Genomic DNA, 13,811 nt, shown 5'->3' with positions numbered 1-13,811 from the left:
TCGGCATCCGGCCCATGCTGCACGGAGAGTTCCGGATCGGGCGGCGCTCTTGACAGTTTGTCAGCTGAAGGGCGCTGATGTGTACTCACCGGTTATCGACCGGTACCAGGAACGGCACCGAAGGGGGCGGACGGCCCATGGCACAGTCCGGGAACACAGAGCAGGTGCAGTACCGGCAGCAGTACGACGTCGTGATCAGCGGAGGGAGCCTGGCCGGCTGCGCCGCCGCGATCCTGCTCGCCCGCCAGGGCGTCCGGGTCGCCCTGCTGGAGCGGCGTTCCGACCCGCAGGCGTACAAGGTGCTCTGCACCCACTCGCTGGTGGCCAGCGCCTACCCGGTGCTGGTGGAACTCGGGCTCACCGAGGCCATCGAGGCGGCCGGCGCCCTGCACAACGACGCGCGCTGGTGGACTCGTTGGGGCTGGATCGAACCCAAGGCCGCCCCCGGCGGGCCCGCCCTCCCGTACGCCTACAACCTCCGGCGCAGCAAGCTCGACCCGCTGATCCGCTCCCGGGCGGCCGAGACCCCCGGGGTGGACCTGCTGCTCGGCCACCAGGTCACCGGACTGCTCCAGGAGGGCGGGCGGACGGTCGGGGTACGGGCGAGCAGCGACGCCGGTGAGCGCGAGCTGCGCGCCCGGCTGGTGATCGGCGCCGACGGCCGGGACTCGGCGGTCGCCAAGCAGGCCGGCATCGCCACCAAGCAGTACGAGAACGGCCGCTTCGGCTACCTCGCGCAGTACCGCGACCTGCCGCTGGCCGGGGGGATCGGCCAGACCTGGTTCCTGGAGCCCGACATGGCCTACGCCTTCCCCAACGAGGACGGGGTGACCGTGCTCGCGGTCCTGGTGGAGAAGAAGAAGCACCTGGCCGCCTTCCGGGAGGACCTCGAAGGCAGCTTCCTGAACTTCGTCCGCGCCCTGCCCGAGGCACCGCCCGTCGACGACGCCCGCCGCATCTCCAAGCTGATCGGCACCGTCAACTACCCCCTGCAGAGCCGCCGCCCGACCGCCCCCGGCCTCGCGCTGGTCGGCGACGCCGCCCTCACCCCCGACCCGCTCTGGGGCGTCGGCTGCGCCTGGGCGCTGCAGTCCGCCCAGTGGCTGGCCGAGGCGGTCGGCCCGGCACTCGCCGGGCACGGCGACCTGGCCAAGCCGCTCGCGGCCTACGCCCGGCGCCACCGTCGCAGCCTGACGGGCCACCAGCAGCTGGCGGCCGACTACGCCAAGGCCCGCCCGTTCAACCCGGGGGAGCGGCTGGTCTTCGCCGCGGCCGCCCGGGACGCGGCCGTCGCCCGGCACATGCACCTCTTCGCCTCCCGGCTGATCGGCCCGCTGCGCTTCCTCAACCCGGTGGTGCTGGCCAGGGCCGCCGCGGTCAACCTCAGGCACCGCCGCACCGCACCTGCCCGAGTCACCGCCCGGACCTGACGGTACGGCGGACGCGGGGCGGCCTCCGGCCTCGGTGACCACTAGCTTGACCGGCACCGGGGCGGCACGGCCGCCCCGCGTCCGTGCCCGTCCAGGAGGGGACCGTCTTGCGGATCAACGTCATCGGCACCGGCAACGCCGGCTCCGCCCTGGCCCGGCGCCTCACCGGCGCCGGCCACCAGGTCACCACCTCGAACACCACCACCCCCGTCGCCGACGCGGCCCGGCAGGCGGCCGAGGCCGAACTGACCTTCCTGGCCGTCCCCTTCACCGCCACCCTGGCCCCCGAGATCAGGGCCGCCCTGGCCGGCCGGATCGTGGTCGACGCCACCAACCCGCTGAGCCCCGACTTCCTCTCCCTGACGGTCGGTCGCACCACCTCCGGCGGCGAACTGGTCGCCCAGGCCCTGCCCGGAGCCCGGGTCGTCAAGGGCTTCAACACGGTGCTCGCCGCCGCCACGGCCGCCGCCTCCTACGAGGGCCGCCCCCTGCTCCTGCTCCTCGCCGGCGACGACCGCGAGGCCGTCAAGACCGTCGCCGCCCTCGGCACCGAGCTCGGCTTCGACGCGGTCGACGCCGGCCCGCTGGCCACCGCCCGCTACCTGGAACCCCTGGCCGAGGTCCTCATCCACCTCGCCTACGCCCAGGGCCTCGGCGGCGAGATCGGCCTCGCCCTGCTGCGCGCCCACCCGGAGGCCTGACCGGCTGGGCCGGGATGTCAGGATGTCGGTTCACCTGCCTGGAGGACCGCCCGATGTCCGCACCCCTGTCCGTACGCCGCGTGCTCGGCGACCGCCCCTTCGCCGAGATCGGCGAGCCGGTGGTGGCCGTGCACAGCTCCTCGCGGGGCGAGGTCGCGATCGGCGGTGACCTGGGTGAGCTGGAGTGGCCCGGGCGATCCGTCGAGGGCTGGGACGGCCACCGGATCGGCGTCTACGGGACCGAGGGGCTGGACTGCCGACGGCTCGTCAGCAGCCGCTGGCCGGTGCGCTCGCTCGCCTTCCACCCGAGCCTGCCGCTGCTGGCCGTCGGCACCGGCGAGTACGACGGCGGCTACATGTTCGAGGGCGAGCTGCTGCTCGTCGACCTGACGGACGGGAGCACCGTCTCCACGCTGGAGCACGACAGCGAGGTCCGACGGGTGCGCTGGCGCGAGGACGGGCGCGTGCTCGAACTGCTGCTGGCGCCGCCGGACGAGGGCGCGGTGAAGAGGCCGTTCCGCCGCGGCTACGAGGTGCGGGTCGAGCGGGCGGACTGGCTGACCGTCACCGACCGGAGCATGACCCACCGCGAGCTCACCGGGCCCTTGGTCGAGGCCGGGCGCGACCTGGACGAGGCGACGAAGGCCGCCCGGGAACTGGTCACCGGCCTGGCCGACGGATGGTCACCGCGCCGCCAGGTCTGGGCGGTCGAAGCGCTGGCCGACGGCCGGGTGCTGGCCGCGCTCGAAGGCACCGCGCTGGAGTGCTGGCTGCCCTCCGGCGAGCTCGGCTGGACGGTGCCCGACCCGGACGGCGGGCGGCAGCTCGCCATCTGCCCCGGTGAGGCGGCGGTCTGGGTCAACGTGCCGCGCCATTCGCGCTGGACGGGTTCCGGATGGGCGGACGTCGCCAGCACGGTCGAACTGCTCTCGCTGGCCGACGGCAGCACCGTCGCGACGGCGGACGTCTCCTTCCCGGCCTCGATGACCTCCGACACCCGGGGCTGGGTGGCGCTGCGCGACACCCGGGACGAGAAGCCGAAGCCCGCGCTGGTGCTGATCTCCCCGGAGCACCAGGTGTCCAGCGGGCCGACGGTGGGGGGCTACGACACCTTCAACCACCACTTCCCGGTGCGGCACAGCTCCGAGCTGCTCTTCCTCCAGGGCAAGCCGAAGAAGCCCTGGAAGGACAAGCGGTTCGTCTCCCTCACGCCGGGCACGGGGCACGGCGAGGTCCGCGAGCTCTTCCCCCTGGAGTGGGACACCGACCGGAAGGGCCACCTCTTCGGCGGCCCGGCCGTCCGTCTCGCGGCCGGCGGCGAGGCCCTGGTCCACGCGGGCCAGGTCCACCACGGCCACGGCCTGCTCCCCGGGCACGTCTTCGTCGCGCGCCGCAGCTTCCCGGACGGCGCCCTGCAGTGGCTGTTCACCGCCGACCACGCCGTCACCGCCCTCGACGCCGACGGCTCCACGGTCTACGCCGCCTTCACCTCCGGCGAGTTGGCCGCCCTCGACGCGCTCGACGGGACGGTCCGTTGGCGCACCCCGATCGAGGTCGACGGCACGCCGGTCGCCGCGCTCTCCCTCGCGGTCGCCGGCCCCGGGGAGCTGCTCCTGGGCACGGTCGACGGGCGGATCCTGCTCTGCTCGACCCTCTGAGGGGCCTCGGTGACCCGAGGCCGGGCCCGGCCGATCCTAAGCAGGCTCCTCATGGGGCGAACGGTGGGTCACCAGCCTCCCGGCGGCCGTCCCGACCAGCGTCAGCGCACCGACCCAGTCGCCGTCCGGGTACTCCCAGTCGGTGCCGTCCAGGAGGACCGTCGCAAGCTGATCCCGCGGAACCAGATCTCCTGGCCGGACTCCCTTCTCGCCCGACGGTGACACCCAGGGAGCCACGCGGCGAACTTCGACCCACCCACGGTCCACCAGCGCGAGCAGGACTTCGGCGAGCTCACCGACCGGGCGGCGCCGCGCTGGGTTGGGCCGCGCCGCCGCGCAGGTTCAGCGGTACCAGGTGCGGATGGCGGTGGCGGCCTCGCGGACGTCGGCTCGGCCGTCGCGGATGCGGGCGGCCAGTTCGGCGGCCTGCTTGGGTTCGGCGGTGACGATCACGCCGGAGGCGGCCAGGTAGGAGGCCGCGACCACGGCAGCGAAGTGCTCGTTGGCGAACTCCAGGGCGGGGACCCGGACCAGTTGGTGCATCAGGGCGGCGGCGCGCTGGTTCACGGCGCCGTAGACGGGCACGTCCATCACCTCGTCCACGTGACGGGCGACGGCCGCGGCCAGCGTGCCGTAGTCGGTGACGTCCGGGTCGGTGGGCAGGAACTGGTGGGCGACGTCCAGCAGCCAGGCCCGGTCCACGTGCAGGATCACGCCGCGTCCGCCGTCCCGGCCCGCTTCCCCGCAGGGTACGGCCCGAACTCGGCCTCGAAGGCCGGGCCCCAGGCCTGCGCGAAGTGCGCGGCGGCGGTGAGGAACCGCTCCCGCCGCTCGTCCGCCTCCTCGGCCAGCACCTTTCGCGCGTAGTCCGGCAGGCTCATCCCCGCCGCCTCGGCCCGCTGCTCCAGCGCCTCGTGCACCCCGTCGTCCAACCGCACGTTCAGTTGCTTCATGCCCCCACCGTAGCGAGGGGTAGCGTCGGCTACAAGGTGCGGCCCTACCGCTCGAAGTGCCTCCAGTGGCCCTCGGAGACGACCTCGACGGTGCCGTCGACCACCGTGATCGCGGACTCGTCGTCGAGGGCGTAGCCGGGGACGGGGATGCGGGCGGCCCAGCGTTCGGCGTCGGCGGTGGTGTTCTCGGGGCACATCGGGTTGTCGAGGTGGGGGAAGACCGCGAAGTCGACCAGGCCGAGGGCGGTGTCGTCCCCGGCGGGGCCGGTGGGCGGCTTCCAGCCGAGGAACTCCTCGCCGACGTGCGGGGCCGTCACCATGCTGCCGGCGCTGAGGCCGACGTAGACGGTGTCGCGGAGGGTGGGGAAGAGGGCGGCCAGGCCGGACTCGCGCATCCAGTGGTGCAGGTAGCGGACGTCGCCGCCGCAGACCAGCAGGGCGTCGGTCTCCCGGACCAGGGGGATCCACTGCTCCTCGGGGAGGCTGGGGAGGGCGGTCAGTTCCAGCATGCCGACGGACTTCCAGCCGAGTTCGACCAGCGGGGTGGGGGACTGCCCGGCGATCTGACGCCACGTCATGACGGCGGTGCGGGGCAGCATGCCGTACATCGCGGTGGGGATGCACAGGGCGGTGGACTCGGCGACGGGCTTGCCCAGCAGGTCGGTGAGGGTGGCGAGGATGGTCGGGTTGCTGACGCCGCCCGAGGTGAGGAGGAGTTTCATCGCGCCTTCCTGCGTGGGGTCCTGGTCGGTGCTCAGGCCAGTCCGGCCGCGATGGCGCGACGGACCGCGTCGGCCCGGTCCTGGATGCCGGCCTTGGCGAACAGGTTGTTGATGTGGGTCTTGACGGTGGCCTCGCTGACGAAGAGCTCCTCGGCGATGGCCCGGTTCGGCAGGCCGCGGCCGATCGCCGCGAGCACCTCGCGCTCGCGACGGGTGAGGTCGGCGGGAAGCGACGGCGGCTGCGACTGCTGTGGTGCCTGCGGCGCGGCGGCCGAGCGGCCACGGGCGGTGGCCAGCAGCCGGGCCTGGACCTCGCGGTCGAGCACCGACTGTCCGGCCGCCGCCGCCCGGACGGCCCGGAGGATGTCCTGGCGGCCGGCGTTCTTGGTCAGGTAGCCGCGGGCCCCGGCGCCGAGCGCGGCCAGGATCGACTCGTCGTCGGCGAAGGTGGTCAGCACCACCACCGCCACCTGCGGATGCTCCTCGGTCAGCCGCCGAGTGGTCTCGATCCCGTCCAGCACCGGCATCCGAAGGTCCATCAGCACCACGTCCACCGGCTGCCCGGCCACCACCGCGAGCACCTCGGAGCCGTTCGCCGCCGCCGCGACCACCTCGACGTCGGCCGCCAGGTCGAGCACCGCGGCCAGCGGCTCGCGCACGGCGGCCTGGTCGTCGGCGACCACCACCCGCAGCACCAGCCCCGTCGCTTCGTCCGGTCCGTCGTTCGCCACGTCGTTCATCCCGGGATCACCGCCTCCACCGACCAGCCTCCCCGGTCCGGCCCTTCGGTGACCGGTCCCGCGGTGAGGGTGCCGCCCAGCAGGGCGACCCGTTCCCGCATTCCTACCAGGCCCATCCCGCTGCCGGCGGCCGAACGCTCCGCGCGCCGGCCCGGCCCGTTGCGGACCCGCAGCGTGGTGGACGTCTCGGCGAAGGCCAGCTCCACCGCGACGGTGGCGCCCGGGGCGTGCCGGGCCGCGTTGGTCAGCGCCTCCTGGGCGATCCGCAGCAGTTGCTGGGTCGGCCCCGCAGGCAGTTGGCGGACGGTGCCGGTCACCCGCAAGGCGTCGCGGTGCCCGGAGGTCTCCGCCATCGCGGCCAGGCTCTCGACCAGCGGGAGGGCGTCCTCGCGCAGGGCGTGCACCGTCCACTGGGCCTGCCGCAGGCTCTCCCGGACCAGGTCGTGCGCCTTGGCGTTGGCCTCCCGCACCCTCGCCAGGTCGCCGGTCTCGATCAGGGCGTCGGCCAGCTCCAGCTGCATGTTGATCCCGGCGAGCGAGTGCGCCAGCACGTCGTGGACGTCGCGGGCGATCCGGCTGCGCTCGGTCAGCACGGCGGCCTGCGCCTCGGCCCGGGCGGCCCGTTCGGCCGACTCGGCGGACTCCACCATCGCCTCCACCGCCCGCCGCCGGCTACGGCTGAGCATGCCCGTCACCACCGGGACCCCGGTGGTCAGGCCGACCACCCAGGGCAGTTGCCGGTCGCCCGGGCCGAGGCCGAAGAAGAGCACCGCGCCGCACAGCAGGCTGGTCAGGGCGGCCAGCGCGAGGGCCTGCCGGGCCGGGTAGCGGAAGCCGATGTGCCCGGCCAGGAAGTAGGAGAAGAGGAAGCCCGAGCCGCTGCTGCTCAGCCCGGTCAGCGCCGCGGCGGCCAGCACACCGCCGGTCAGCACGGGCAGGGTGATCCGGGGCGGGCAGTCGGCCGGCAGGTGACGGGCCGTCAGGGCCAGCGAGCAGACCAGCAGGAGCAGCAGCACGGCCAGGCCCGGGCCGGTCGGGCCGAGCGGACGGGTGGTCAGGAACGCCGAGCAGATCACCGTCAGGGTGACGACCCAGCGCACCGCGCCGTCCCGACGCAGCAGCACGGCGGCGCGATGGCCCGGCCCCGGGTCGGGGGCCGGGTCGGGGGCGGAGGTGTTCACGGACACGGCGCGACCATACTCCCGGTTCAGGACGCCCGGCCGGTGCCGGCCACGACCCGCGCGTCGGGCGGCTGCGGCAGGGTGGCGGCTGCGGTCACGGTGCGGCCGCGCAGGTAGATGGTGGCCAGCCTGGTCACTACCTCGGTGAGCGCCATCAGGACGAAGGCGGCGACCCAGGCCTGCTGGCCGGTGATCCGGTGGTCGGCGCTGAACCGGGCCACGTGGGCGGCGCCGCCGCCGTAGGTGACCCAGAGCTGGAAGGCCATCCGGCTGCCCATGCCCAGGACCCAGAGGGCGGCGGAGGCGGCGCCCGCCTTGATGAAGAGCTGTCCGCCCCGGCTGCGGATCCGGGTGAAGACGCCGCCGGCGACGCCGAGCGCCGCGCCGAAGGCGACCAGGACGGCGATCAGCACCAGGTCGTTGCCGGCGGTGGGCACGCCGTCCAGGTAGCTGTTGGCCACGAAGGCCACGATGGCCAGCGGGATGAGGTAGGAGCGGCGGTCCAGGCGGCCTTCGCGGAGCTGGCGGAAGACCACGAGGAGCAGGGCCAGGTCGGTGATCCATTCGGTGGTAGTCATGCCTCCAAGACTGCTGACCGGAGCCTCGGAGCACCTGGACCCACAGGTGGAGAAAGGGGTGGAGATCAGGCGAGGCGGAGGTCGACGTAGGGCACGGTGTCGCCGGTGAGGACGCGGGCGATCACGGTGGTGGCGGGGCCCGTGCGGAAGTGACGCGGTGTCAGGGGCTGACGGCCGGTACCAGGTGGGTCCGGGGCGAGTGCGCTCCGCCGAGCGCACCCGGCCCGGACCCGGCCAGGGAGTGACCGGCCGTCAGTCGCGGTACGAGAGACCGTGACCGGCGGCCAGCGCCCAGACCATCAGCACGCCCCAGATGCCCGGGGACGGCTTCCGTCGTTCCCGGACCACCCCTGTCGCGATTCCGAGCAGGATGAACGCCAGTGCCGCGCCCTGGAGCCACCAGGCCCAGATCAGGAACTCGGCGTGCCCTTGGCGCGATGCCATCCGCAGTGCTCCTGCGGGCAGCACCAGGAGCGCGCCGTACACGGCGACGGCATCCTCGATCGCGGTCTTCTTCGGGGTGTCGGAGCGGGACATCGGGGACCTTCCGTCCTCAGGGGCCTGGAGTGAACTGGACCGGGTGCAGACTGACCGGGTCTCAGCCGGCCAGCTTGATCAGCTCGTCGATGACCCAGCTCTGCACGCCGCCGCTGAGCAGCCACCAGGCACCCCGGACCACGGAGTTCTGCTTGCCCATCCAGTCCTTGAACGCCTGGTGGCCCTGCTTCGCCGCGCTGACCGCCCCCTTGAAGAGGTCCGGGGTCTTCTTCAGCAGCTCGATCATCTTCTTGCCTGCGGCCGACTTCCCGCTCAGCAGCTGCGGGACGTCCGAGCCGTCGGCCGCGGCGGCCCCGGCCCGGATCTGCGCGGCGATCTCCCGGATCTCGGCTATCTCCTGCGCGCTCAGCCGGACCTCGCCGGTCGTGGGCGCGGCGGAGGCGGAAACGGAGGCGGGAACGGTGGCGGCCGAGGCCACCGGTCCGGCGACGCCGATCGCGACGGCCGCGATCGCCGCAGCCGCTGTGAAACGAATGCTCTGGTGCATGGAAGTCCCCTTTGCAGGGCTGGCAGGAATACCGGCCGGATTCGGCGGCGAAAAGGAATCTAGCCCGGCCCTGCCGCTCCCGAATTCCTTGCCGGAATTGACCTGTCCCCCCTCGAATGGGTCCAGACCATTCGGGTAATTCGCCCTCCCGTCCGGCGAATTGCCCGCCGCCGGACGCCCTGCCGGTTGGGCGGCCCGCCGCACCGTGGCCCGAAAGGAGGGGAGCCCGCCCCGGAAGTCGTCTGCCGACGGCGGCGCGGTGGCGCAGAAGGTGGGCTCCCCGGCCTGGCGGCCCGGGTCCGCGCGGAGCACGGTGGAAGGGTGAGGACACGCGACGTACTGGTAGTGCTGTACGACGGGGTCGAGGGCCTTGACGTCGTCGGCCCGCTGGACGTGTTCAGCGGCGCCAACGGCTACGCGGCCGGCATCGTGGCGCTCTCCCCCGACGGCCCGGCCTACCGGGTCCGCACGGCCGGCCCCGGCGGAGTCGCCGTCCGGACCAACAGCGGCCTGCGGATCGCCCCGGACGACGACCTCGCCACCACCGCCATCCCGCACACCGTGCTGCTGCCGGGCTCGGCCACCACCCCGGACGGCCTCCCCCTGCTCGACCCCGAGGTGGTCCGCTGGCTGCGTACCAACGCCCGCCGCCCGCGCCGCATCGCCTCGGTCTGCACCGGAGCCTTCCTCCTCGCCGAGGCCGGCCTGCTCGACGGACGGCGGGCCACCACCCACTGGAGCCTGACCGCCGCCCTCGCCGAGCAGTACCCCGAGGTCCGGGTGGAGCCGGATCCGGTCTTCGTCCGCGACGGCCGGATCTCCACCTCGGCCGGCGGCACCAGCGGCATCGACCTCGCACTCGCCCTGGTCGAGGATGACCTCGGCCACGAGGCCGCCCTGACCCTCGCCCGCTACCTGGTGGTCTTCGTCCGCCGCCACGCCGACCAGGACCAGCTCTCCACCCAGCTGCGGGCCCAGACCGCCCGACGGCCCGGCCTGCGCGACCTCCAGGGCTGGATCGCCGACCACCCGGACGCCGACCTCTCGGTCCACGCCCTCGCCCGGCAGGCCGGCCTGTCACCCCGTCACTTCACCCGCGCCTTCACGGCGGAGACCGGCACCCCGCCCGGCCGCTACGTCGACCTCACCCGTCTGGAGACCGCCTGCCGCCTGCTCGCGGAGACGCCGCACACCGTCGTCCAGGTGGCCCGCGCCAGCGGCTACCCCAGCACGGAAGCCATGCGCCGCGCCTTCCAACGCACCCTCGGCCGGTCCCCCGCCCAGTACCGCCAGGCGGCGGCCCACCCCGGGAGCGTGTAGCGAGCGGACGCGGACGGGCCCCGGCACCGGGGCGGTGGCGGGGCCCGTGCGGAGGTGACGCGGTGTCAGGGGCTGACGGCCAGCACCAGGTAGGCGCCCATCACGGCGAGGTGGACCCCGCCCTGGAGGGGGGTGGCGCGGCCGGGCATGACGGTGAGGGTGCCGACTGCGATGGTCAGGGCGAGCAGCACCATGTGGGTGGCGTCGAGGCCGAGCACCAGCGGCCCGCTCAGCCAGACCGAGGCGACGGCCACGGCGGGGATGGTGAGGCCGATCGAGGCCAGGGCGGAGCCGTGGGCCAGGTTGAGGCTGGTCTGCATGCGGTTGCGCCCGGCCGCCCGGACGGCGGCGATGGTCTCGGGGGCGAGCACCAGCATGGCGATCACCACACCGACCACCGAGGAGGGCAGCCCGGCGTCGGCCACGGTGCGTTCGATGGTGGGCGAGACGCCCTTGCCGAGGCCGACCACCGCGACCAGCGCGACGCCGAGCAGGGCCAGGCTGATCCAGGCCTGCTGCCTGGTCGGCGGATCGGCGTGGTCGTCGTCGTGGCCGCCGTCCTCCAGCACCTTGCCGGTGGAGGTGACCGGCAGGAAGTAGTTGCGGTGACGGACCGTCAGGGTGCCGACGAAGAGCCCGTAGACGAGCAGCGAGGCGGTCGCGGCGAAGACCAGCTGGGTGGTGGAGAACTGCGGCCCGGGCTTGCTGGTGGTGAAGGTCGGCAGCACCATGCTCAGCGTCGCCAGGGTGGCGATCGCGCTGAACGCGGCACCGGTCCCCTCGGGGTTGAACACCGCGATCCGGTGGCGCAGCGCCGTCACCAGGATCGAGAGGCCGACGATCCCGTTGCAGGTGATCATCACGGCGGCGAAGACGGTGTCCCGGGCCAGCGTGGCGTTCTTCTCGCTGCCGTCGGCCATCAGCGTCACGATCAGCGCCACCTCGATGATGGTGACCGCCACGGCCAGCACCAGTGAGCCGAACGGTTCACCGACCCGGTGGGCGATCACCTCCGCGTGGTGCACCGCCGCCAGCACGGCGGCCGCCAGGAACAGCGCCACCACCGCGACCACCGGGCCGGGCAGCGATCTGCCCCAGGTGCAGGCGAGCAGTACGAAGGCGAGCACGGGTACGAGGGTGGTCCATTTCACAGCTTCACGACGGGCCTGGGCGTTCATGACCTCGAGTTTTCCAGCCGGGGGCGCCCTGGCCCCGGGGCCCCGCCGCGCTCGGCGTGTCGCCCGCGGCGGCCCCGGCCCGGCGGGGCGGGGGCCGCCGCGGGTGACGGCGCGTCAGTGTCCTTCGTGGAGCGTGTCGGTGGCCTTGATCTGCTTCCAGGACTTCGGCTCCTGCGGGGCCGTGGCCTTCGCGAGGCCGGTCGGAGCGGGAGTGCTGGCCGTGCCGGGGGCGGGCTTGCCCGGGGTGAGCAGCCAGGTGTCCAGCAGGGCGGCCAGCGGCTTGCCGGAGATCCGCTCGGCGTACCGGCGGAAGTCCGCGAGGTCGGCGTTCCCGTGGCGGTGCTCGGCCTGCCAGCCGCGCAGGATGGTGAAGAAGGCCTGGTCGCCGACGGCGTTGCGGAGCGCCTGGACGGCGAGCGCGCCCCGGTCGTAGACGGCGCCGTGGAACTGGTTGTCCGGGCCCGGGTCGCCCGGCAGCACCTGCCAGAACGGGTCCTCGGCGGGGACGGAGGCGTACGTCCAGTCGGCCAGCTCCTGGGCGGTGCCCTCGCCCTCGTGCTCGGACCAGAGCCACTGGGCGTAGCGGGCGAAGCCCTCGTTCAGCCAGATGTCGCTCCAGCGCTCCAGCGAGACGCTGTCGCCGAACCACTGGTGGGCCAGCTCGTGCGCGACCACGGAGGTGTTGGAGCCGGCGGCGAACACCTTGGGGCTGTAGAAGACCTGACCCTGCGTCTCCAGGGCGTACCGGGTGGGCACGTTGGGGACGTAGCCGCCGACGGTGGCGAACGGGTACGGGCCGAACTGGGTGGCCAGCCAGTCGGTGATCTCACCGGTGCGCTCCACGCTGGCGCGGGCGGCGCCGTCGTACTGGCCGAGGTCCTGGCTGTACGCGGTGACGACCGGCACGCCGGCCGAGGTGACGGTGCTCGTGGTGTCCAGGTCGAAGCGGCCGACCGCGAGGGTGGCCAGGTAGGTGGCCTGGGGGCTGGTCTGGCGCCAGCTGTACCTGGTCCAGCCGAGCTTGGAGGACCGGCCGACCAGGGCGCCGTTGCTGATCGCCTGGGTGCCGTCCGGGACGGCGACCGAGACGTCGAAGGTGGCCTTGTCGCTGGGGTGGTCGTTGCTCGGGTACCACCACCAGGAGCCCTCGGGCTCGTTGGCCGCGACCCCGCCGTCCGGGGTGCGCTGCCAGCCGGTCCAGCCGTACACCTTCCGGCTGGAGGGCACGTCGGCGTAGCGCACCACGACGGTCACCTTCTTACCCTTGTCCAGCGGTGCGACCGGGGTGATCTCCAGCTCGTGGTCGCCGGTGGCGGCGAACTTCGCCTGACGGCCGTTCACCTGCACCTCCTGGACGGCGAGGGCGAAGTCCAGGTTGAAGCGGGTCAGCGCCTGGGTGGTGGTGGCCAGGATGGTGGCCGTGCCCGAGAGTTGGTCGGTGGCAGGCTGGTAGGTCAGGCGCAGGTCGTAGTGCGAGACGTCGTAGCCGCCGTTGCCGTAGTCCGGGTAGTACGGGTCGCCGACTCCGGCGGAGCCGTACGGGGCCGTGCCCGCGGTGGCGGGCTGGGCCAGGAGCAGGACGGCTGCTGCGGCGGCGGCGAGGGTCAGCCTGGTGCGCACGGGGTCCTCCGGTGCGTCGAGTGCGGACGGGGTCGTTCGACGCTAGAGGCTGCGGGGCGGCCGGGGGCCGGGATCCGTGCTCCCGTTATGAAATGTTCACGCCAGTACATCTTCCGCGTCGGGCCGGCCGAAGGGCCGGGCGGCACCGAGTCCTGTGCGGACGCCCCGGCCGGGACCCTGCTGGACGTGCCGGGGTCCCGACTGTCAGGTGCACTGCTGGGACACCGACGTCGCGGACGAATCAGCTCGGCTTCGCGCGTTTCCGCTCGGCGGTAAAGGCTTTTGCCCGGACCGTCATCTTCTTCTGGCGGTGATGACATCCCTCTGCAGGACGGAGGGTCAAAAGGATTGCCCAAAAGGGAAGTTCACACGCTCTGGTGTGGACACGGAGTTGTTCGCGTGGCTAGCGTTCGCGTGTTGCCGCTCCGATGAGAAAGCACCTGAGAGGAACCATGAAGAGTTCGACGAGGAACACCCTTACCGCAGGCGTGGGAACGCTGGCCTTCGCCGCCGTGTTCGCGGCGGCTGCCATCCCGGCCTCCGCGGCCACGTACAAGGGAAGGGCCACCTCCTACTCGCCCGGGCTCAACGCGTGCGGGAAGGTGGATTCCGCCGGGGACTTCATCGTGGCGGTCAGCCCGCAGCTGTTCAGCAACGGTTCGGTGTGCTTCTCGACGGTCCGCAT

General features: G+C 73.3%; 14 protein-coding genes. 4 read left to right on the top strand and 10 right to left on the bottom strand.

What is annotated here, in order from left to right; all coding sequences use genetic code 11:
• The first annotated feature begins 137 nt into the window (after positions 1 to 137).
• The 3 genes from ACZ6ZR_RS31750 to ACZ6ZR_RS31740 all read left to right on the top strand — a co-directional run bounded on the left by ACZ6ZR_RS31750 (position 138) and on the right by ACZ6ZR_RS31740 (position 3,789).
• Positions 138 to 1,430, top strand: a complete 1,293-nt coding sequence (locus tag ACZ6ZR_RS31750) for an NAD(P)/FAD-dependent oxidoreductase (protein ID WP_465648262.1) — start codon at positions 138 to 140, stop codon at positions 1,428 to 1,430.
• A 107-nt stretch (positions 1,431 to 1,537) separates the two neighbouring features.
• Complete coding sequence (locus tag ACZ6ZR_RS31745; protein ID WP_465648260.1) at positions 1,538 to 2,131, top strand: NADPH-dependent F420 reductase; 594 nt, start codon at positions 1,538 to 1,540, stop codon at positions 2,129 to 2,131.
• 53 nt (positions 2,132 to 2,184) lie between these two features.
• Positions 2,185 to 3,789, top strand: coding sequence for a PQQ-binding-like beta-propeller repeat protein (locus ACZ6ZR_RS31740; RefSeq protein ID WP_465648258.1), 1,605 nt, complete (start codon positions 2,185 to 2,187; stop codon positions 3,787 to 3,789).
• A gap of 342 nt (positions 3,790 to 4,131) precedes the next feature.
• Here the strand turns inward: ACZ6ZR_RS31740 and ACZ6ZR_RS31735 are convergent, their stop codons facing one another.
• The 8 genes from ACZ6ZR_RS31735 to ACZ6ZR_RS31700 form a co-directional block, all read right to left on the bottom strand.
• Positions 4,132 to 4,503 carry a fic family toxin-antitoxin system, toxin component gene (locus ACZ6ZR_RS31735; protein ID WP_465648256.1) on the bottom strand — a complete coding sequence of 124 codons (372 nt, stop codon included), beginning with the start codon at positions 4,501 to 4,503 and terminating at the stop codon, positions 4,132 to 4,134.
• Positions 4,500 to 4,742, bottom strand: a complete 243-nt coding sequence (locus ACZ6ZR_RS31730; protein WP_465648254.1) for a FitA-like ribbon-helix-helix domain-containing protein — start codon at positions 4,740 to 4,742, stop codon at positions 4,500 to 4,502. The genes ACZ6ZR_RS31735 and ACZ6ZR_RS31730 overlap by 4 nt, the downstream gene beginning before the upstream one ends.
• A gap of 44 nt (positions 4,743 to 4,786) precedes the next feature.
• Positions 4,787 to 5,464, bottom strand: a complete 678-nt coding sequence (locus ACZ6ZR_RS31725; protein ID WP_465648252.1) for a Type 1 glutamine amidotransferase-like domain-containing protein — start codon at positions 5,462 to 5,464, stop codon at positions 4,787 to 4,789.
• Between the two features lie 32 nt (positions 5,465 to 5,496).
• Positions 5,497 to 6,204: a response regulator gene (locus tag ACZ6ZR_RS31720; protein ID WP_465648250.1), complete on the bottom strand. Its 708-nt coding sequence runs from the start codon at positions 6,202 to 6,204 to the stop codon at positions 5,497 to 5,499.
• Complete coding sequence (locus ACZ6ZR_RS31715; RefSeq protein WP_465648248.1) at positions 6,201 to 7,391, bottom strand: sensor histidine kinase; 1,191 nt, start codon at positions 7,389 to 7,391, stop codon at positions 6,201 to 6,203. The genes ACZ6ZR_RS31720 and ACZ6ZR_RS31715 overlap by 4 nt, the downstream gene beginning before the upstream one ends.
• A 20-nt stretch (positions 7,392 to 7,411) precedes the next feature.
• Positions 7,412 to 7,963 carry a hypothetical protein gene (locus ACZ6ZR_RS31710; RefSeq protein WP_465648246.1) on the bottom strand — a complete coding sequence of 184 codons (552 nt, stop codon included), beginning with the start codon at positions 7,961 to 7,963 and terminating at the stop codon, positions 7,412 to 7,414.
• Between the two features lie 252 nt (positions 7,964 to 8,215).
• Complete coding sequence (locus ACZ6ZR_RS31705) at positions 8,216 to 8,500, bottom strand: hypothetical protein (RefSeq protein ID WP_465648244.1); 285 nt, start codon at positions 8,498 to 8,500, stop codon at positions 8,216 to 8,218.
• A 61-nt stretch (positions 8,501 to 8,561) separates the two neighbouring features.
• The gene (locus ACZ6ZR_RS31700; protein WP_465648242.1) at positions 8,562 to 9,008 is read right to left on the bottom strand and encodes a hypothetical protein; all 447 of its coding nucleotides are present in this window, start codon (positions 9,006 to 9,008) and stop codon (positions 8,562 to 8,564) included.
• A 321-nt stretch (positions 9,009 to 9,329) separates the two neighbouring features.
• Here ACZ6ZR_RS31700 and ACZ6ZR_RS31695 point away from each other — a divergent pair, with 321 nt between their 5' ends.
• Positions 9,330 to 10,328 (top strand): GlxA family transcriptional regulator, encoded by a 999-nt coding sequence (locus ACZ6ZR_RS31695; protein ID WP_465648240.1) that lies wholly within the window; start codon positions 9,330 to 9,332, stop codon positions 10,326 to 10,328.
• 65 nt (positions 10,329 to 10,393) lie between these two features.
• Here the strand turns inward: ACZ6ZR_RS31695 and ACZ6ZR_RS31690 are convergent, their stop codons facing one another.
• Together ACZ6ZR_RS31690 and ACZ6ZR_RS31685 are read right to left on the bottom strand one after the other, a co-directional pair.
• A complete protein-coding gene (locus tag ACZ6ZR_RS31690) occupies positions 10,394 to 11,506 on the bottom strand; it encodes a calcium:cation antiporter (RefSeq protein WP_465648238.1) in 1,113 nt (370 codons plus the stop codon).
• Positions 11,507 to 11,620: 114 nt separating this feature from the next.
• Positions 11,621 to 13,126 (bottom strand): M1 family metallopeptidase, encoded by a 1,506-nt coding sequence (locus tag ACZ6ZR_RS31685; RefSeq protein WP_465648236.1) that lies wholly within the window; start codon positions 13,124 to 13,126, stop codon positions 11,621 to 11,623.
• Positions 13,127 to 13,811: the final 685 nt, after the last annotated feature.

This window comes from Kitasatospora sp. NPDC088742 (genome assembly GCF_055584905.1).
This window is presented reverse-complemented; position numbering and strand designations above follow the sequence as displayed.

What these genes read in the sequence shown, in the direction of transcription:
- ACZ6ZR_RS31730 (WP_465648254.1), bottom strand. Translation starts at nt 4,742, where the DNA reads ATGAAGCAACTGAACGTGCGGTTGGACGACGGGGTGCACGAGGCGCTG.
- ACZ6ZR_RS31740 (WP_465648258.1), top strand. Translation starts at nt 2,185, where the DNA reads ATGTCCGCACCCCTGTCCGTACGCCGCGTGCTCGGCGACCGCCCCTTC.
- ACZ6ZR_RS31720 (WP_465648250.1), bottom strand. Translation starts at nt 6,204, where the DNA reads ATGAACGACGTGGCGAACGACGGACCGGACGAAGCGACGGGGCTGGTG.
- ACZ6ZR_RS31705 (WP_465648244.1), bottom strand. Translation starts at nt 8,500, where the DNA reads ATGTCCCGCTCCGACACCCCGAAGAAGACCGCGATCGAGGATGCCGTC.
- ACZ6ZR_RS31690 (WP_465648238.1), bottom strand. Translation starts at nt 11,506, where the DNA reads ATGAACGCCCAGGCCCGTCGTGAAGCTGTGAAATGGACCACCCTCGTA.
- ACZ6ZR_RS31750 (WP_465648262.1), top strand. Translation starts at nt 138, where the DNA reads ATGGCACAGTCCGGGAACACAGAGCAGGTGCAGTACCGGCAGCAGTAC.
- ACZ6ZR_RS31725 (WP_465648252.1), bottom strand. Translation starts at nt 5,464, where the DNA reads ATGAAACTCCTCCTCACCTCGGGCGGCGTCAGCAACCCGACCATCCTC.
- ACZ6ZR_RS31710 (WP_465648246.1), bottom strand. Translation starts at nt 7,963, where the DNA reads ATGACTACCACCGAATGGATCACCGACCTGGCCCTGCTCCTCGTGGTC.
- ACZ6ZR_RS31700 (WP_465648242.1), bottom strand. Translation starts at nt 9,008, where the DNA reads ATGCACCAGAGCATTCGTTTCACAGCGGCTGCGGCGATCGCGGCCGTC.